19 protein-coding genes are annotated in these 17,087 nt (G+C 65.4%); 5 read left to right on the top strand and 14 right to left on the bottom strand.

All coding sequences use genetic code 11. From position 1 onward, the window contains the following. Positions 1-29: 29 nt before the first annotated feature. Complete coding sequence (locus tag JOE46_RS20885) at positions 30-530, bottom strand: DinB family protein (protein WP_097211803.1); 501 nt, start codon at positions 528-530, stop codon at positions 30-32. A gap of 23 nt (positions 531-553) precedes the next feature. Next, complete coding sequence (locus JOE46_RS26595; protein ID WP_245221132.1) at positions 554-1,180, bottom strand: bifunctional 2-polyprenyl-6-hydroxyphenol methylase/3-demethylubiquinol 3-O-methyltransferase UbiG; 627 nt, start codon at positions 1,178-1,180, stop codon at positions 554-556. 87 nt (positions 1,181-1,267) lie between these two features. Between JOE46_RS26595 and JOE46_RS20880 the strand changes: the two genes are divergently transcribed. Then, on the top strand, positions 1,268-1,861 hold the full coding sequence (locus JOE46_RS20880; RefSeq protein WP_097211659.1) for a helix-turn-helix domain-containing protein: 594 nt from the start codon (positions 1,268-1,270) through the stop codon (positions 1,859-1,861). Positions 1,862-2,343: 482 nt separating this feature from the next. Here JOE46_RS20880 and JOE46_RS20875 read toward each other — a convergent pair whose 3' ends face one another. Continuing rightward, a complete protein-coding gene (locus JOE46_RS20875) occupies positions 2,344-3,252 on the bottom strand; it encodes a hypothetical protein (protein ID WP_209928318.1) in 909 nt (302 codons plus the stop codon). 135 nt (positions 3,253-3,387) lie between these two features. After that, positions 3,388-4,071, bottom strand: a complete 684-nt coding sequence (locus JOE46_RS20870; protein WP_097211661.1) for a transglutaminase family protein — start codon at positions 4,069-4,071, stop codon at positions 3,388-3,390. Between the two features lie 77 nt (positions 4,072-4,148). Here JOE46_RS20870 and JOE46_RS20865 point away from each other — a divergent pair, with 77 nt between their 5' ends. Next, positions 4,149-4,823 carry a hypothetical protein gene (locus JOE46_RS20865; protein WP_097211662.1) on the top strand — a complete coding sequence of 225 codons (675 nt, stop codon included), beginning with the start codon at positions 4,149-4,151 and terminating at the stop codon, positions 4,821-4,823. Between the two features lie 7 nt (positions 4,824-4,830). On the opposite strand, the gene JOE46_RS20860 is transcribed toward JOE46_RS20865, so the two are convergent. From JOE46_RS20860 to JOE46_RS20845, 4 genes are all read right to left on the bottom strand, one after another. Further along, positions 4,831-5,481: a hypothetical protein gene (locus JOE46_RS20860; protein WP_097211663.1), complete on the bottom strand. Its 651-nt coding sequence runs from the start codon at positions 5,479-5,481 to the stop codon at positions 4,831-4,833. Next, positions 5,468-6,178, bottom strand: coding sequence for a hypothetical protein (locus JOE46_RS20855; protein ID WP_097211664.1), 711 nt, complete (start codon positions 6,176-6,178; stop codon positions 5,468-5,470). The genes JOE46_RS20860 and JOE46_RS20855 overlap by 14 nt, the downstream gene beginning before the upstream one ends. A 218-nt stretch (positions 6,179-6,396) precedes the next feature. Continuing rightward, entirely contained in the window at positions 6,397-6,828 is a 432-nt protein-coding gene (locus tag JOE46_RS20850; RefSeq protein ID WP_097211665.1) for a hypothetical protein, read from the bottom strand. A gap of 38 nt (positions 6,829-6,866) precedes the next feature. After that, positions 6,867-7,292 (bottom strand): hypothetical protein, encoded by a 426-nt coding sequence (locus tag JOE46_RS20845; protein WP_097211666.1) that lies wholly within the window; start codon positions 7,290-7,292, stop codon positions 6,867-6,869. A 74-nt stretch (positions 7,293-7,366) separates the two neighbouring features. Between JOE46_RS20845 and JOE46_RS20840 the strand changes: the two genes are divergently transcribed. Next, positions 7,367-7,780, top strand: coding sequence for a hypothetical protein (locus tag JOE46_RS20840; RefSeq protein WP_143548446.1), 414 nt, complete (start codon positions 7,367-7,369; stop codon positions 7,778-7,780). 5 nt (positions 7,781-7,785) lie between these two features. On the opposite strand, the gene JOE46_RS20835 is transcribed toward JOE46_RS20840, so the two are convergent. The 6 genes from JOE46_RS20835 to cycA form a co-directional block, all read right to left on the bottom strand. Beyond that, on the bottom strand, positions 7,786-8,157 hold the full coding sequence (locus JOE46_RS20835; protein WP_097211668.1) for a DUF4259 domain-containing protein: 372 nt from the start codon (positions 8,155-8,157) through the stop codon (positions 7,786-7,788). 67 nt (positions 8,158-8,224) lie between these two features. Next, complete coding sequence (locus JOE46_RS20830; RefSeq protein ID WP_209928315.1) at positions 8,225-8,641, bottom strand: hypothetical protein; 417 nt, start codon at positions 8,639-8,641, stop codon at positions 8,225-8,227. Positions 8,642-8,681: 40 nt separating this feature from the next. Then, positions 8,682-9,314, bottom strand: coding sequence for a class I SAM-dependent methyltransferase (locus JOE46_RS20825; protein ID WP_209928312.1), 633 nt, complete (start codon positions 9,312-9,314; stop codon positions 8,682-8,684). A gap of 62 nt (positions 9,315-9,376) precedes the next feature. Beyond that, complete coding sequence (locus tag JOE46_RS20820) at positions 9,377-10,990, bottom strand: hypothetical protein (RefSeq protein WP_209928311.1); 1,614 nt, start codon at positions 10,988-10,990, stop codon at positions 9,377-9,379. 11 nt (positions 10,991-11,001) lie between these two features. Then, positions 11,002-11,373 carry a DUF3955 domain-containing protein gene (locus JOE46_RS20815; RefSeq protein ID WP_097211672.1) on the bottom strand — a complete coding sequence of 124 codons (372 nt, stop codon included), beginning with the start codon at positions 11,371-11,373 and terminating at the stop codon, positions 11,002-11,004. A 72-nt stretch (positions 11,374-11,445) separates the two neighbouring features. Continuing rightward, complete coding sequence (gene cycA / locus JOE46_RS20810) at positions 11,446-12,906, bottom strand: D-serine/D-alanine/glycine transporter (protein ID WP_097211673.1); 1,461 nt, start codon at positions 12,904-12,906, stop codon at positions 11,446-11,448. A 734-nt stretch (positions 12,907-13,640) separates the two neighbouring features. On the opposite strand from cycA, the gene JOE46_RS20805 reads away from it, so the two are divergent. Together JOE46_RS20805 and JOE46_RS20800 are read left to right on the top strand one after the other, a co-directional pair. Next, positions 13,641-14,897: an FAD-binding oxidoreductase gene (locus JOE46_RS20805; RefSeq protein WP_097211805.1), complete on the top strand. Its 1,257-nt coding sequence runs from the start codon at positions 13,641-13,643 to the stop codon at positions 14,895-14,897. A gap of 301 nt (positions 14,898-15,198) precedes the next feature. Beyond that, a complete protein-coding gene (locus tag JOE46_RS20800; RefSeq protein ID WP_097211674.1) occupies positions 15,199-16,866 on the top strand; it encodes a CdaR family transcriptional regulator in 1,668 nt (555 codons plus the stop codon). Positions 16,867-17,087 lie beyond the last annotated feature (221 nt).

The following is a 17,087-nucleotide window of genomic DNA, read 5'->3' as shown; positions in this document are numbered from 1 at the left end:
TGCGTTCTGTCCTGGAGAGATTGTTGAAGTCAGCGCCCGGTGGTGTTGTCGATCAGTTCGCGGAGGATGTCTGCGTGGCCGGCGTGGCGGCCGGTTTCCTCGATCATGTGGGTGAGTGCCCAGCGGAGGCTGGGGGCGGGGCGTCCCGACCGCGACAGGGGAACAGGTGCGCAGAGCTCGGTGCACTCGTCGAGGACCTTGTTCGCAGCCGCGACCGTCTCGCGGTAGCGCGCGACGACATCGGACACGCTGTCCGTTGGCGCGGCCAGGAACGTCGCCTGCCAATCGGTCACGTTGTCTCCGAGAAACATCGAGCGCTCGACGAAGGTCAGATGATTGAGCAGACCGAGCAGGTTCGTGCCCGAAGGTACTGCCGCTGTACGCACCTGCGGTTCGGGGGCGCCGTCGACCTTTGCGGCAATCGCTGACCGGAGGTAGTCGAGGAAGGCGCGCAGGGTCTCGGACTCGCCGTTTCCGCTTCGGGGCGGCGGGGTGTCAGGGCGGCGCTTGCGACGTGAGGTGGTGGGCACGGTGGTCTCCTTCACGGGACGGGTCAGGCGGTGCGGCGGATGAGCAGGACATGGTCGGTGACCTCGGCGGTGTGCCCGCCTGGTCCGGTCGCAATCCGGCGGGGCGCCTCGGCCCGCTCGACCGTCCACGTCGTCGGATCCAGATCGAGACCGGCGGCGATCTCCCGCGGTGTCGGGTACCGGAGGTCGGGATCCTGGTTCCATGACCAGGGCGTGGTCGAGCCGTGGTCGACGACCAGCAGTCGCCCGCCCGGACGCAACGCGTGCGCGGCTGCGCGCAGGACGGTGGTTCTGTCCAGGTCGAAGGGCGTGTGGAGGTAGTGCGCGCAGATCAGGTCGAACGCGCCGGGTGGGAACGATTCGTGCAGGTCGTGACGCTCGGCGGCGAGGAAGTCACCCAGGCCGCACGCCACCGCCAGGTCGGCCAGTCGGGCGGCCGCCACCGCCGAGATGTCGACGGCGGTGACTCTCCACCCCCGGCGGGCGAGCCACAGCGCGTCGCCGCCGTTGCCGCATCCGAGGTCCAGCGCCTCGCCGGGCGGCAGGCCTGTGACTGTTTCGGCGAGAAGGTGATTCGGTTGCGGGTTCGTGGCTGCCGGTCGGGCCGCGTGGGCGCCGTCCCAGAACGGGCCCGCGTCGGTGGTGCTCATCATGGCTCCTCTGGTCGGGACACGCTCAGTCTCGCCGGGCGCACAACGATCTGGCACTACTTCTTGCGGTTCCGGCAAGATGGGCGCGTGGATCGCGAAACGGAGGACGTGCTCGAGGTGGTGGGGCCGCGGCTGCGAGCGCTGCGGCGCGCCCGTGGTTTGACGCTCGCTGATCTCGCGGCGAGGACCGGGGTGTCGGAGAGCACGCTGTCGCGGCTGGAGAGTGGTCAACGCCGGGCGACGCTCGAGTTGCTGCTGCCGCTCGCCCGTACCTACGACGTGCCGCTGGACGATCTCGTCGGTGCCCCACGCACCGGCGACCCCCGAATTCACCTGAAACCGATCCGGCGGGCCGGGATGATCTTCGTGCCGCTGTCACGGAGGCCGGGCGGGGTGCAGTCGTTCAAGATGGTCATCCCCGCTCAGCCGGAACCGCTCGAACCGACCCCGCAGACTCACGACGGTTTCGAATGGTTGTACGTGCTCAACGGTCGCCTGCGGCTCGTCCTCGGCGATCGTGACATGACATTGCCGCCCGGTGAGGCCGCCGAGTTCGACACGTCCATGCCGCATTGGCTCGGCAGTGCCGACGGCGGAGTGGTCGAGCTACTAATCCTGTTCGGCCCGCAGGGGATACGTGCACACGTGCGGGCCGATGCTGATCGGTCATCTCCTAACTGAATCCCCATTGGGACTCATTACCGAGAGTAGGAAGTCGGTGCGCAACAGCGATACTGGATGAGTGAGTATCACAAGGTGTGTTGACCTGTCGGCCGCGCGATGGATCGAGGAACGACAGGAAGATTGACACCGGCTGGCTGTTCGGGGCCCGGTCTGCTTCGACAAGTACGCGCGCCTGCGATTCATCCCGGACCCCAGCTATCCAGGCCAGCGGGAGGGCGAAGTTCGCGCAGATGATCCGACGCCGAAGCTGTCGATCCCGAACCGCGACTACTTTCTATTCCACGCAGCGCTGAACGACTTCACCGACTGGGATCCACAGGTTATGGCGCTGCTCGACGACATCGAAGCACCCACCCCTGCGTTCGTGTGGCAGGCCGACAGTTCCGTTTACCCCCGAGAAATTGAGCTGAACGGTCGACGATACGTTCACCGCCGTTCATTCAATCGGGTGCGAGACCCCGCCGGGCTCCGGAATCGAATCACTGGAAGTAGGACGCATAGTCGCTGAAAGGAACCTGGCCGGTGGGGCTCGACTTCACGGCGTCGGCAACCGCCGAAGGAATGGGAGCCCAGCGGGCAGGCATCGCGGCCGCCAGGGATGGATTCAATATGTAGAGCAGGGCGAAGTTCACTATCCAGAGGGGCGGCGCCATCGACATGCCCACCTCCGAACTCACACCCCCCTTGGTGTTGGTGACCAGTTGAGCTGCGCCCGAAATCTGTTGCGATGCGAAGCCATAGACCGCTTGTACCGTGTATGCCGACTGGTAGAGCGCTATCAGGGTCTGGGTCGCACCGTTGTTCCGCATCCATGTGCCCACAAACCCGCCGGGAGCGAGCAGCGGGTTCACCTGCCTCGTCGGCGCGTCCGCGTTGGCCGGGCTCTCCAGCTGTCCGCTGGGGTTCACGTATAGCCCGTAGCTGGCCAGAACCGACGGTGTGGAGTTGCCGTCGACGTTGGAATAGACGGGGCGGCCGTTCGTATTGGTCAGGATCTGGACGCATGCATTGATCACCTCGGCATCTTCCAAGCTGCCGCCGACTCCACCGCCGGAAGTGAGGTCGCGATACTGCTGCTCGGATAAGGCGTCGGCCCTGTTGAGCCCGATCTGGCCGGCAATCTCGTCCGCCGCTTGCCGACCGAGGGGCTGATTGAGCTGACCCGGGCTGGTCATCTGCGTCGGTGCGAGATGCTCGTAGCCGGGCGCCCCGGAGAAGGGGATCGCGAACCCGGTGGCGACGGTGTCCGCCGCTGGTTCACCGCTGGCTGTCTGGGTAACTGTCAGGGAGAGAAGGCACGCTCCAACCAGTGCCAGCAACGAAGTGGTCCTGCGGCGGGAAGTTGCTCCGCGCCGATGCCCCGAACCCGCGAATCTAATGACGCGCATACGTCAACCTCCCAGAACACCGTCGGGCGAGGCAACAAGCTTGCGTCCCAGTCAAACGCCGTGAATGACGCCGTGTCAAGACCCACGCCGGACCAGGCAAGATGCGCGCGTAGTTGACGAGGATGGCGCATTGCCTCAGGAATCCGTCGACGACACCCTGCCCACATTGACGGTTTCACTGTCGGCCACGTATGGGGAATTCCCGGGTTCTGGATCTGGCAGGACGCCTAGGCCGCCGGTGGCCAGGGACCTGATGTCGTCGACGGAGCGCAACGCCCGAATCACCTGCGGCGGCGGGCTGACGTGCAATGTCGGGAAGTCACGCTCCCCCAGTTCCGGCCGCACCGGCCACGCCAGCCGCTCGACGTCGAGGTCGAACTGTGCGTCGACACCTGCCTTGTTGCCTCGAGCATCCAGCCGATGCCAGCGCCCCTCCAGGCTGACGGCGACGAGCCCGTGCAGCATGTAGTACCCGTCATCGACGAGCCACTGGTAGCACAGCGCGGTCGGAACTCCGCCGACTCGCAGTACGGCCGTGAGGAGGTGAGACTTGGCGTAGCACAACCCGACCCGGCTCTCGAGGACCTCGCCTGCCGTCACCGTCACGCGGGGATCGTCGGCGTCCCATGAATGCGCCACTTCGTCCCGGACAAACTCGAACGCCCGTCGGGCATAGTCCGTTCGGTCGACTGACTCGCCAAGTAGGCGGTCGGCAATCGACCGCACACCCGGGTCGTCCGTCTGTACGACGTCATCACCGAACAGATAGTCGGCAACCGGCGCGAGGGCCTGCAATTCCGGTACCTTCGAGTCGGCCATCTTGATCTGTCTCCGCTCTACACAGGTCATGGGTCGGACATCCAAAGGTTCCCATCACCAGGAACGAGGGTTCCACGATGAGCGACGATCCTCATACTCCCTCAGGTAGCGAGTCCCGCGCGGAGCGGCGCTGGACCGCATCGGCATTCGTCCTGGTTGCGATGGCCGTGCCGTTCCTGCTTCCCTCGCGCTACTCACCGGGCACCGACTGGGTGCTGCCCGCGATCGAAGGGTTCGTGCTCCTCACCCTGATCGTGGTCGACCCGGGCCGCATCGACCGGCCAGGACGGTGGGTGCGGGCGCTGTCGATCGCGCTCGTGGTGGCCATCGCCGCGGGCGCAGCGTGGGGTTCGGCGCGGCTCGTCTGGGATCTGCTGCACGGCGCCCCACAAACGACCGTGGCGACCGAGTTGCTGATATCGGGGGCTCTGGTGTGGTCGCAGACCGTCCTCGCATTTGGCTTCCTGTACTGGGAACTCGACGGCGGAGGACCCGTGAACAGGCATCTGCAGCCCCCGACCCACCCAGATCTGGCGTTCCCCCAGCAGCTTGATCCCGGCCTCGCGGCACCCGGTTGGCGGCCGGTGTTCGTCGACTACCTGTACCTGGCCCTGACCAACGCGACCGCCTTCAGCCCCACCGACGTCATGCCGCTCGCGCGGTGGGCGAAGCTCACCATGTCCGTGCAATCGATCCTGTCGATCGTCATTCTCAGCTTGGTCGTCGCCAACGCGGTCAACCTCCTCGGCTGAGACCGATTCATTGCACCGGATACCGGAGCGCCTCGATCTTGGCGAGGGCTTCGGTGGCGTCCGCCCTGGGATTCAGCGCGGCGATATGCTCCTCGGTGAGCGGGAGCGACGCCATGAGGTGGTGTGCGAGAGCCGGACTCATCTCGCACCCGTAGTAGGTCGCGTGGCCGAGGAAGTCCTCAAGGGTCCAGTCGGTCAAGGCCCCGAACATCCACGAGGCCCCGTCCGCGTAGACATCGCCATCGGGATAGGCGAAGTCCGAGCAGTTCCACGACGAGTCACCCACCGCCCACCACAGGCACACCGTCATCGTCGGCACGCCATCGAGAGTGAAATCGTCTATATAGGAACGGAACACAGCGGGTAGGTGGTCGGTGAGCCCCGGCCATAGGGCGGCATCAACCTGGTCGTAGGTGTTCATCTCTGATTCATGGTCGAATCCCCGAACGTAGGTTCCTTTGGGACCGAAGATGATTGAGTACTCGTCGCCGGCGCCGTTGTCCATCGAGGCCAGCGACTCATCTGCCCGCCAGCCAGGTCGATACACGTACTTGGGAGAGCCCGTGGTCATGACTGCGTCGAGTGCGGCCAGCACGATGCTGCGGCGCCGTAGTTCCTCGGGCGCCGGGAGCGATTCGAGGAGTTCACGGGTGGGCATGTGGAGACCTTCCTGTTGTCTCGATGTCGTTTGTCCTGACCGCCAAGAACCGCGCGATCCCGACAGTCAGCCCGATACCGACCACCACAACACCAGCGACGACCGCTACACCGACGAGGTAGGCCGCGAGAGACGTGAAGAAGTTCGTGGTCCGCATGATGACAACCACCGCGCCGGCACTGAACGCGGCACCTATCGGAAGCAATACAGCGAGCCACCGCACGGTCGACTTGGCGCGAGGATCACCGAAGTTGTGAAGGAACCGCCACACGAACAGCAGTGTGCCCAGATATCCCAGGATCCCGGACGAGACATTCAGCGTCTCTTCGTACTGTCCCATCTGGATCGCCGATAGGGGCGCGAGCACAAGCGAGAGCACGAGCCAGAGCAAAAGCGAAGGTGTAGCCAGACCAGCCACGAGGCCGAGAACGGCGGCTGGAATGGCCAATTCCAACCGCAACGCGCGACCGCACATGCCCCGCTCGAGCGCCCGTTCCTGGAGCATCTGCTCACTCACCGCTTCCGGGACCGCCGGTATACCGAGTCCATCTCGGCCGACGCCGCGGAGTTCAGCCTCGAGTTCCGTGAGCAGCGTCCGACGATCAGCCCCGCGGACACCGGCACGTCGCCAGAGGCTGTTCGCCTGTTGGATGATCTCGGCCCGTTCGGCGCTGTCAGCGCGTGCGATGGTGTTCATACGACGTCCGTTCCACTGTCAGCTGCCCGCGCCCAGCGGGCAGCTCCCCCCTTGAAGTGTGCGGTGGGGATCGTATTCGCTGAGCGCTTCTCCTGACCACGAATCCAGACGAGGAATTCAGTAAATGAGGCTGGCCGGAATGAGATGGACCGTGACGGTTGACACGGCACCGATGGCTCAAACCGGCACTTCGACAGGTCGGGAAGTCTCCATCTCCATCAGTTGGTTTGGGTAAGTGTTCCGATGACAGTGACTCGTTGGCGTGTTGCAGGGCCGTGGGCTCCGAGCGTGTTGAGGTCATCGTCGTCGTTGACGAGGCGCCAGAAACTCGATTCATCGACTGCGGTTCCGAGGACTAGCCACGTGGATCCGTATCGGGTTGGCGCCCACCAGAGCTCGGTGGACGGCACAGTGTCGTCGACGAGGATGTCGCCGACGGGGTAGCCCTCCAGCGCGCCTATGAAGGTGAATGGTCCGCACCCGGAAGGCAGGGCGTCCAGCAGGTCACGGGTAATGCGGTCTGCCTGGTCGTATGCGTGGTCTTCACTGTCAGCGTTCGCGGTCGAGAAGTCCGGCATCCGAAATCTGACAAGAACCGCGCTCCCGAACGCGGCGGTGAAAAGCCGGAACACGGGGAATCCGCCTGCCATTTCTCCACCTCCCCTGCACGGCATGTCCGCCGCACTCGTCAATTCAGGTGCGTCGCTGAGCGCTCGACCGGCACGAGGGCTGCCTCGATCTGCTCGGTCGGCAACAGTAGCTCGGCGACGGCGGTGCGGTCATCGTCGTGCGTATCCAGTTCCCAGAGGTCGGTGAGCAGCTTGCGGATGGCGGCCGCGAAGTCGGGGTAGGTGTCGAGCGGCTCCTCCGGATACTCGGCGCCCCACCACTGCACGGTGCCGTCGGGCGCAGCGAACACCGCGGTGGCGCCCGAGCTCCACAGCGGCACGAGCTCGGGATGCCGCTCGACGACCGACCAGGCCGGCGCCCACACAGAGTCGGCCCGGTTCTGCAGAACTGGGTGAACGGTCGCGCCGCCCTCGAGGGCGATGCGCACGACGACCTCCGGCAGTCCCAGCGAGCGGATACCGGCGGCGTGCTCCTCTGGCGTCATGCCTTGTTCCTATCGCATACCTGTCGCCACGAGTTGGGGCAATGGGCCGGTCGCCGCGCCGCTACGGTGGGCGCATGACCTCGCCGCTGTTCACCGAACCCCGGCTTGACCATATGGTCACCGATGCTGCGACAGGGCAGGCCATGCGCAGCACCGAGTACAGCGGTGTGGTGTGGATCGGCGGTCAACCACCCACCGGCGGCATGTATCTCCGTCGTACTGTCTTGGCATCCAAGCCCCGTGTGGCGTCCGTGTTCCTGCCCGACTCCCTGCCCTACCTGGACGCCGAGGCGAAGGTCGTCACGCACACGTGGGTGTCGAGCGGCCCGGACGCCTTTATCGTCGCCGGGCAGGCCGAACTCGCGCCCGACCCACGGGACGCTCAATTGCACTGGGTGCAACTCACCGTCCGCGTCGCCGGCAGTGTCCCCGTAGGCATCGGCTTCCGCATCATCGTGGAGGCCCGCCCCGACATGATCGGCCGATAGGCTCCTCATCCCTCGCGCCGCGCCACCTCGGCCAGTTGGTCGAAAGTCCTCACGAGGACCTCGCGTCGGCGCTCCTTGTGGCCGGGCTTGGGCTCCAGCCCGTCGATCGCCCCGTCCCAGACGGCCAGGAACCGGTCCTTCCAGCCGGCGATGGTCTCCGGGTCGGGCAGGATGACCCCGACGTAAGGCTGCTGCGCGATCAGGTGGAGCAGCTCCAGGTTGCACGGCACCGCGACGCCCCAGTATTCGTCCGGCTCGATCTCGACCGGGTCGCCGGACATCGCCTGGGTGATTTCATCGACGAGCCGGCCGGTCAGGTCCGAGAGATGATCGGCGGCGGTGTCGTCGTCGAAGTTGCCGCTGCCCCAGGTCCCCATGGTGTCCGCATCCTCCCGCGTCTGTTTCTGGCGACATTGAACCAGACAGCACCGACGTTCTCAGGGCTTACCGCCCCTGCTCGTTCGGTTCGGGATTGGCCTCCAGCACCCGATTCAGTGGCGGACAGACAACCAGTGCGCAGAGGTATGCGAGGCCGGCGACCGCCGCCTCGTACCAGTACAACGTGGCGGCAGCTCCCGAGCCGAGCAACGACACGGTGACGGGCAGGCTCAGGAGAAAGACGGCGGCTCCGACGCAGATCGCGAACAGCTGACGCCACATCCAACGGCGCGGGTTGATCTCTCGGGCAACAGCAATCGCGGCAAAAGCGCCGGCGAGCGCGCATCCACCGAGCAGCGCGCCAACGAATCCTGCGAACGGCAGCGCTACCAGCAGCGTGGCGGGCGCGGGCCGGACCATCACGGCCGCCGCCAGCAACGCGACCGCGATCGGGATGGCCATGAGCCATCCACGCCAGGTCATCGACGAGGCGGTATCGCTCGATGCGGCCTCCGTCGATCCCTCACCGGGTGCTCTGCCTGCGTGCGGTGATCGCGCCGTGAGGCCTGGTGCTGCTCGCCGTTCGGGTATGCGTCTCGATCACCTCGAAGCCGGCCGCGACCAACTCCTGGCTGATTTCAGCCACCGGCCATCGATAGGCAGTGGTTGCGGCATGGTCGAAAGGCCCTACTGCTGCTCCCTCGAAGAAGCCCACCAACAACCCTCCCCCCGGGCGGATCACTCGCGCGAACTCGGCGAGCGGAGTCTGGATGTCCTGCGGACTGTGGTGAATGAGCGTGTACCAGGAGAGCACGCCACCCAATGAATCCGTCGCGGCGTCCAAGGCCTCGAAGCTGCCGACTTCGAAGGAAAGCTCTGGATACTGCGCGCGAGCTCGTTCGACGAACTCAGGAACCAGATCGATCCCGCTCACAGCCGGCCCGCACTCGGCGGCCAAGAAGTCGGTCCACTGCCCCGGACCACACCCGGCGTCGAGTACGGGACCCGTCAGGGTGTCGGCCCAGCTGCTGACCAGCGCCCGATCGGACGGATGTGTCGAAGTCATCGAGCCGAACAGATCCACGTACTCCTGGGACCTGGCCGAGTACGACTTTCGGACGGTGTCGCCTGTTCGGGTGCTCGCGTTGATCTCCATGCCGTCGATGATCGCCGATGGGACGCCCCGACCGCCGGCAACTTGCCGGCAGGATCCGATGTTCAGTCGTCCAGCGCTTCCTCGATGTGCGGTTCGAGCGCTCGATTGGCCTCGGGGGAAAGGCTTTCGGTCAGGGCGTTGACGGCGTCGATGACCTCGTCGCGTTCCAGGGTGTAGAGGAATTGATGCTTGCGGTTGAGGGCGGCGATCGTGTCGAGGAACTCGGTGACCGCCGTGGTGACCGCTTCGGTGTGCGCGGGCTCGGCGGCGCCGGAGGTGTCGCGGACCTGACGGAGCGCAGCGACAAACGCTGTGCGGGCCTTCTTGGAGACCGCGCCGGGGATGCCGTCCCGGCCGTCCCAGTGGCGGAGCGGGTTCTCGAGGTTCTCGGCCAGCCACTCGGGTTTGCGAGGCTTACGGACGGTGAGGGCGACGCGGGGCACCTTCCGGTACTGGGCGCGCACGCCGGTGGCGGCGTCGGCGGGAATGCTGTCGAGGTCGAGGCTTGTGAGGGACGGGAGCTCGTCGGGGCCCGGGAAGTCGGAGGAGTCGTAGCCGAACAGGTCGCAGATCCACAGCGTCGTGAGCTGCGACAGCCCCCGCAGCTCGTCGAGTTCGTCGAGTAGGCCGGGGGCTCCGAACAAATGCAGCCACGAGACGCCAGGGAAATGCTCGACGATGTCGCCGATCTCGAGCTCCTCGATTGCACTGATCCGCAGCCCGTGCGCGCGCTCCAGACCGCGCACGGGCGGCACGGTGCCGGTGAGGTTCACGGTGATCCAGCGGCCGTCCTGCTCGGCGACCACCTGCAGCATCGGCTCCGCCGCGGGCTCCGCCGCGGGCTCCGCCGCGCTCAGCTCGTCGACCAGCGAGTCCAGCGAGTCGAAGCTGTTGACCGCGCCGTCGCCGCGCAGGATCAGGTGATCGAGGCTCTGCGGGAGCACGAGCCGGTGGAGACCGGTGATGTCGATCGTGAGTTGGTCGAGGTTCGTGCCGGAGAAGTCCAGTTCCCGTTGTCCGTGGCCCGTGAGGTTCAGCTCCTTCACCAGAGGTGATGACTCCAGGAACGGCAGGAGGTCGTCGCGCCACGCGTGGAGCTCCACCTGGTAGAGGGTGGGCCAGGCGCGAAGCGATTCCAGGCGGAAGTCGTCGCCGATCAGGTAGCCGGCGTCGTCGCTGAATCGGCGGGCATGGGCCAGGCGCGCTTCGTACCGTTCACCGCTGCGCGAGCACGTGAGGCCCGGTGTCGTCGCCACCTCTTCGCCGTTCAGCGCGGCCCTGAACGCAGTCCTCGCCTCGCTGGGAATCGAGTTCCAGCGGTACTGACGCTCGACGTCGCGGTCGAACTCCCACGAGAAGTACGCGCGGGAGACGGTCTCGCCGATCACGGGGAGCGAACCGATCCGAAGGTAGGAGGCGGGAACCGTGAGGGGGACGTTCCTCAGCATCTCCTCCGGGGTCCAGAACATGAAGTCCCGCACCATCCGCGGCACGCCGGCAAGCGTGGTGACGTCCGGAACCTCGGTGCCCGTCCAGGCGAGGACCGCGGCCGTCGCGAGATCCCGGGTCTCGTCGACCGCGACGACCTGGCACGCTCCGTAGCGACCGATCCGTTCGAGGGTGAAGGCGAAGACATCGCCGGGTGCTGCGACGGACGGGGATTCGGATGTGTTCACCGATGGGAACCCTAACCGGTAGCCGGCATGCGGTGGCCCAGCTGGCGACCCAACCGAGCCAGAACGGCTCCTGCCCCGGCAAGCATCAGCAGGTACCCGAGGGGCGCGAGCGCGAAGAACGGCTCGTGAAGTACGCCGTCCGGCCCCACCTCGCCAGGGTTGGCCACGTAGACCGTCAACGCGAGCACACCGATTCCGATCATCGCTGCACTGACCGCCCAGTACCGTCGTCCTGATCTGGATGAGAAGACCTGTGCCACGGCATAGCCGAGGATGGCTGCGCAGGCGGCGATCACGACGAATCCGAACGCGGTGATGTCAAACATGGTGATGCCCTTCTCCTGTCGGCCCACCGGGTGGGCATTTCGTGTCTGCACCGACATGGTTGCTGTGGCGGACGTGTCCCGTCATCAGACTGGGGTATGACATCCATGCCTGGTGGAGCCGACGGATCACTACTTGTCTGTCCCGTCCTGGAAAGCGGCCGCGCGGGCCATCTGCACGGGTCGACGGCGAACGATCGCCCATGCGACGCCCAGTACCGCAAACCACACGGGGGTGATCAGCAGCGCCTGGAGGGTGTCCTCCTTCTGGGTGAACGCCCAGATCAGGAATCCGAAGAAGGCCATCACGACATAACACATCGGGATGCCGCCGGGCATCTTGTACGTAGAGGCCTCGTGCAGGTGTGGGCGGCGCTTGCGGTAGACGATGTAGCTGATCAGGATGATCGTCCAGACGAAGATGAAGCAGAGTGAGGAGATGGTCGTCACGATCGTGAAGGCCTCGATGAGCGAGCTTCCGACGGCGACCATCACAACACCGGCCAACAGGAACACCCCCGAGAGATACAGGGCGTTGGCCGGGACGCGGCGCGAGGTGAGCTTGCTGAACGAGGCCGGCGCGTCACCCTGCTGGGCGAGGCCATAGACCATTCGCGATGTCGAGTAGATACCCGAATTCGCCGACGACGCGGCGGAGGTGAGGACCACGAAGTTGATCACCGACGCGGCGATGCCGAGGCCCGCGAGGGTGAACATGGCCACGAACGGGCTGCGGTCGGCGCTGATCTCCCGCCACGGGGTCACCGAGATGATCACGACCAGGGCGACCACGTAGAACAACATCACGCGGACCGGAATCGAGTTGATCGCCTTCGGCAGGTTCTTCTCCGGGTCCTTGGCCTCGGCGGCGGTCGTGCCGACGAGTTCGATTCCGACGAACGCGAACGTCGCGATCTGGAAGCCGGCGACGAAGCCCATGAAGCCGGTCGGGAAGAACCCACCGTCATTCCACAGATTGGTGAAGGAGGCCTCCGCGCCGCCCGGCGCGGTGAAATGGCTGAAAACCATCGCGAGGCCGACCACGATCAGGCCGACGATCGCCACGATCTTGACCAACGCGAACCAGAACTCGGTCTCGCCGAACGCCTTCACGGTGGGCAGATTGAGGCCGATCAGCAGCGCTACCGAGACGAGGGCCGGGATCCACAACGGCAGCGAACCCGACCAGTACGACACATATCCTGCGATTGCGATGACATCGGCGATGCCGGTGACGATCCAGCAGAACCAGTAGGTCCATCCGGTGAAGAAGCCGGCCCACGGTCCGAGCAGGTCCGCGGCGAAGTCCGCAAACGATTTGTAGTTTGTATTGGACAGCAGCAGCTCCCCCATCGCCCGCATGACGAAGAACAGCAGGCTGCCGATGATCATGTATACGAAGATCACCGATGGGCCGGCCAGGGAGATCGTCTTTCCAGACCCCATGAACAGGCCAGTGCCGATCGCCCCACCGATCGCGATCAGCTGGATGTGACGGTTGGACAATTGCCGGGACAGTCCCGGCTCGTGTGACTCATCGGCTGCGCCAGTAGGTGGCTCAGATGCGACTCTTGGCTTCGTGTACTCGGACACAAGATGCTCCTAGCTTGGGATGGGTGCTGCACAGCAACAGCTCTGGGCCCACGGGCGGGGCCGAAACACGGCCCGACTCGACCGGTCGGATCGATCGCAGCTGGGATGCCGTGAGAGAGCACGGCTACGCCTCCCAACTGCTCGGATGCCAAGGAACGGCCATGGTCCTCGACAACACCGGCATTGCCCCTCGCGATTTCTCCGGCATCTAGCCGATGGAGAATGGTCGCAAGCCATCACTGCGACTGAAGGACGTTCCGGCCCTTGGCCTCAGCGCCTCGCACCTGAGTCCTGTGCCGCGGATCACACTGTAGGGCGGGCGGGGCTGTAGCGCAACGGTCGATTCAAATCGCCAGGCCACATGGATTCACTGTGAACACACGGATGTTGCGCCCAATTCTAGCCAAATTCGCAGAGCAACAACGTCTTACGGCACCAATGACGGCGCCACTCGTTCCACCCCCAGCGACAGGTGCGGCAACCTCCCCGCAGCGGACCGATTTGGCCACAGGCGGCCGAATCGGGGTAGTCGCGGCCCGCATCTCCATAGGCGCATCGCCAAAGGGCGCATCACGCCGCTGCCGTAGACCTCGATCGTGTCACCGCTGGTCAGGGGACTGATTGTGCTGTCGGCACTGACTGCAGGCGAAGTGTTGGAAGGACAGCACCGTGACTTACCGCACGACCCACTCGAAGATTGTGTGACGGCCACCACGTTCGAGGAGAGGTACTTCATGAGGCTCAGTTCCACGGCCCCACAACGCGTCGGCATCGTTGGTGCAGGAATGGTCGGGCTGTCGACAGCATGGTTCCTGCAGGAGCGGGGAATCGAGGTTACGGTCTTCGACCGCAAGGGAATTGCGGCCGGCGCATCGTGGGGGAATGCCGGGTGGATCACGCCCGGCATCAGCACTCCGCTACCCGAACCTGCGGTGCTCCGATACGGCATTCGCGCCATGCTCAGCCCGTCCTCGCCCGTCTATGTGCCGCCTACCTTGAATCCTCGGTTGATTCGGTTCCTTGCATCGTTCGCCCGACACAGCACCGCCGCACGGTGGCGCGTGGCGATGGAGTCGTTGGTGGGAATCAACCGACATGCGTTGTCCGCGTTCGACGAACTCACGGACGGCGGCGTGACGGGAAGCGCATATGAGGCGAAGTCCTTTCTGGCTGCGTACCGGACGCCGGCGGAACGGGCCATCCTGCTCGAGGAGATCGAGCACATTCGGGCTGCCGGCCAGGGCATCGAATTCGACGTTCTGACCGGCGACGACGCGCGCGAAGTCGAGCCGTCACTCTCCGACGAGATCGGAGCCGCTATCCGGCTACACGGCCAGCGATTCATGAATCCCGGTGACTTCGTGAACAGCCTCGCGGAGGCGGTCCGCAAGCGCGGAGGCACGATCCACGAAGGCTACGAGGTCTCCGGTGTCGTCGATGAAGTTGGCGCCGTGCGTGTTTCGAGTCCAACTGGCGACGTTAGGCGATTCGATGCCGTCGTCCTCGCGACCGGGACGTGGCTCGGCGACACCGCCCGCGACTTCGGCGTCGGGATTCCTGTACAGGCGGGACGCGGATACAGCTTCAGCGTCGCGATCGATCACGTTCCGGCCGGGCCCGTCTACTTCCCGGCACAGCGGGTGGCCTGCACCCCCCTCGGAGACCGCCTCCGGGTCGCCGGAATGATGGAGTTCCGCGCCCCCGATGCTGCCCTGGATCGGCGGCGGATTGCCGCGATCGTGCGGGCCGCGCGGCCGTTGCTGCGTGGCGCTGACCTCGATGCGCGGCGCGACGAATGGGTGGGTTCACGACCGTGCACACCGGACGGACTGCCTGTGATCGGAGCGACCCGATCGCCGCGCGTGTTCGCGGCCGGCGGTCACGGCATGTGGGGGATCACCCTCGGGCCCGCGACGGGGCGTCTGCTTGCCGACACCATCACCACCGGGCGAATCGCGCCCGAGCTGGCACCGTTCAATCCCCTGAGATAAGTCGAGCGGCGGTGAAGTCCTATGCACATGCCGTCGCCCTCGACGCGCCTTCCGGCTTGGCGATCTCCCGTGCCAGGCGTCAGGTCGCGTCGAGGTGACGGCAGAATTCCGAGCTGAAACATGTGCCTGCGATCGGACCCCCGGTCCAGGAGTAGCGGTGTACGAGCGGACTACCGGCAGCGAGCCGCTGGGCACTACCGTAAGAACACCAGTTCGGCCGGCTGGGCTTCGATCATGACTTGCACCTTTGAGCGAATGAGAACAGGCCCAGCTGAGTTGCCTCCGGCACCGAGGAGTACCGATGATCCACGTCAGTGCATTGATCGACTCTCTCGGCGGAGCCCTGCTTCGCCAGGTTGTCGCCGGCCACCGAGACCAGATCAGCGACGTCACCCTCTCTGGCGACCCGTCCTTCGAACACTCCGGCGGCCTCGTCCTGGGACTCGGGATCGACAGCACGGCCGCCGCCGTCGACCTCCTCAATCGCTCAGACCGCACGGGCGCCGCTGCCGTGATCCTCAAAGCACCCTTCGCCGAGGACCCGGACGTGGCCGGCCTCGCCACCGAACTGGGCATCGGACTGGTCGAGCTGCAGCCGCAGGCATCGTGGACACACCTGGTCTGGTTGACACGCAGCGTCCTCGATCACTCCACGACACTCGCGGGATCGGAGATTCAGCGTGATCCCAGCGGCTACGGCGAACTGTTCGCGTTCGCCGACGCTGCCGCCGCGATCGTCTCCGCACCCGTAACAATCGAGGACGCCGACTCACGCGTCCTCGCCTATTCCGAACTCCAGGACACCGCCGACCCCGCCCGCATCTCCACCATCGTCGGACGTCGCGTCCCTGACCGCATCATCAGCCACTTTCGCTCCCGCGGAACCTTCCGGCGACTACAAAAGTCCGACGAGCCGATCTGGGTCGATGCCGGCCCCGACGGCGTTCTGCCGCGCCTCATCATTCCTATCCGCGCCGGACGCGAGCTGCTCGGCTCCATCTGGGCCGTGGACCCCGGACCCGTCCCCGACGACCAGGTACGCGAGCTGACCCGAACCGCTTCGGTGATCGCCCTGCACCTGCTGCGATTGCGCGCCCAGTCTGGTGCAGCACGACGCATGATGGCTGACCGTCTTCGTGCCGCATTGCTCACACCAGACCACGAAACCGGCCTGCGACTCCCTCCAGGCCCATGGCGGGTCGTCGCTTTGGCCGACACCGGTACCGATGAGCCGCCGGACTATCGCGTCGAACTGTGGGAGTCGGTCATGCGCCGGCATGGATGGACACAGCCACTCCTCACTGCCATCGATGGCATTCCGATAGCCCTGGTCACAGAAAATGGGGCGCCGCGTACCACGGGGAGCTGGGCATGGCTCCGTGCACTGGCCGCCGAGACATCCTCGTACGACAGTAGCGTGGCGGTCCTCGCCGGAAGGCCCGCGCACACGACGAAGGATCTCCCCCGATCACGTACCGAGGCAACCGAACTCATTGATCTGGCCCGCACCGGTCGCGTAGCGGCTCCGGCGACGACCTTCGAAGAAGCCTGGCACGAAATCGTTCTCGCGAGAGCCCGAGCAGCTCTACTCACGGGGAGAACGCCGCTCGGCGAGGGACCTGTCCAGACGCTGGTCGAGCACGATGCAGAGCGCGGAACCGAATACGTGACCACTCTGTCCACATTCCTCGCGCACTACGGCGAACCGAAGCGGGCCGCACACTCGCTCCATATCCATCCGAATACATTGCGCTACAGAATGAAGCACATCACCGAACTCACCGGACTCGACCTGACTGAGACCCGACTCCGCCTTGCTATCGCAATCCATCTCACCTCAGTCCTGGACGCCCGAAACGACACGAAAGCCAAGAAGGACCTCACAGCCGGGGACGTCACCGCTGGATCATCCGAAGATGGGGCGGTGTCTGAAGGTCCGAGTGACCAGACGTCCGAGGACATACCGTAGCGGCTACGTGCCAGGAACCCCGGACGCAACGCAACGCGCGCTTCAGATCAGGCGGGGCCCACTGCTGTACTGACCACAGTCGCCGGGTCCCGGACCAAAGCCCTTCTCATTGTTGAATCCGCACTAGATCTCCGCTGCGATTGGTGCCGACGGGACGATGCAATTCTGGGTGACGAGCAGCACAATTGACACATCGAACGACGGTCATGGGCGCTGAATGT

Source organism: Rhodococcus sp. PvR099 (genome assembly GCF_017833315.1).
In the GTDB taxonomy this organism is placed as follows: domain Bacteria; phylum Actinomycetota; class Actinomycetes; order Mycobacteriales; family Mycobacteriaceae; genus Rhodococcus_G; species Rhodococcus_G oryzae.
The sequence above is the reverse complement of the archived record's forward strand: the minus strand, read 5'-3'. Positions and strand labels throughout refer to the sequence as shown.

Bases quoted from the DNA above. Each gene is read 5' to 3' on its own strand.
- JOE46_RS20850 (WP_097211665.1), bottom strand. From the start codon at position 6,828: ATGGCAGGCGGATTCCCCGTGTTCCGGCTTTTCACCGCCGCGTTCGGG.
- JOE46_RS20835 (WP_097211668.1), bottom strand. From the start codon at position 8,157: ATGGGGACCTGGGGCAGCGGCAACTTCGACGACGACACCGCCGCCGAT.
- JOE46_RS20860 (WP_097211663.1), bottom strand. From the start codon at position 5,481: ATGCCCACCCGTGAACTCCTCGAATCGCTCCCGGCGCCCGAGGAACTA.
- JOE46_RS20840 (WP_143548446.1), top strand. From the start codon at position 7,367: ATGACCTCGCCGCTGTTCACCGAACCCCGGCTTGACCATATGGTCACC.
- JOE46_RS26595 (WP_245221132.1), bottom strand. From the start codon at position 1,180: ATGAGCACCACCGACGCGGGCCCGTTCTGGGACGGCGCCCACGCGGCC.
- JOE46_RS20830 (WP_209928315.1), bottom strand. From the start codon at position 8,641: ATGACCTGGCGTGGATGGCTCATGGCCATCCCGATCGCGGTCGCGTTG.
- JOE46_RS20825 (WP_209928312.1), bottom strand. From the start codon at position 9,314: ATGGAGATCAACGCGAGCACCCGAACAGGCGACACCGTCCGAAAGTCG.
- JOE46_RS20800 (WP_097211674.1), top strand. From the start codon at position 15,199: ATGATCCACGTCAGTGCATTGATCGACTCTCTCGGCGGAGCCCTGCTT.
- JOE46_RS20815 (WP_097211672.1), bottom strand. From the start codon at position 11,373: ATGTCGGTGCAGACACGAAATGCCCACCCGGTGGGCCGACAGGAGAAG.
- JOE46_RS20870 (WP_097211661.1), bottom strand. From the start codon at position 4,071: ATGGCCGACTCGAAGGTACCGGAATTGCAGGCCCTCGCGCCGGTTGCC.
- JOE46_RS20875 (WP_209928318.1), bottom strand. From the start codon at position 3,252: ATGCGCGTCATTAGATTCGCGGGTTCGGGGCATCGGCGCGGAGCAACT.
- JOE46_RS20855 (WP_097211664.1), bottom strand. From the start codon at position 6,178: ATGAACACCATCGCACGCGCTGACAGCGCCGAACGGGCCGAGATCATC.
- JOE46_RS20845 (WP_097211666.1), bottom strand. From the start codon at position 7,292: ATGACGCCAGAGGAGCACGCCGCCGGTATCCGCTCGCTGGGACTGCCG.
- JOE46_RS20865 (WP_097211662.1), top strand. From the start codon at position 4,149: ATGAGCGACGATCCTCATACTCCCTCAGGTAGCGAGTCCCGCGCGGAG.
- JOE46_RS20805 (WP_097211805.1), top strand. From the start codon at position 13,641: ATGAGGCTCAGTTCCACGGCCCCACAACGCGTCGGCATCGTTGGTGCA.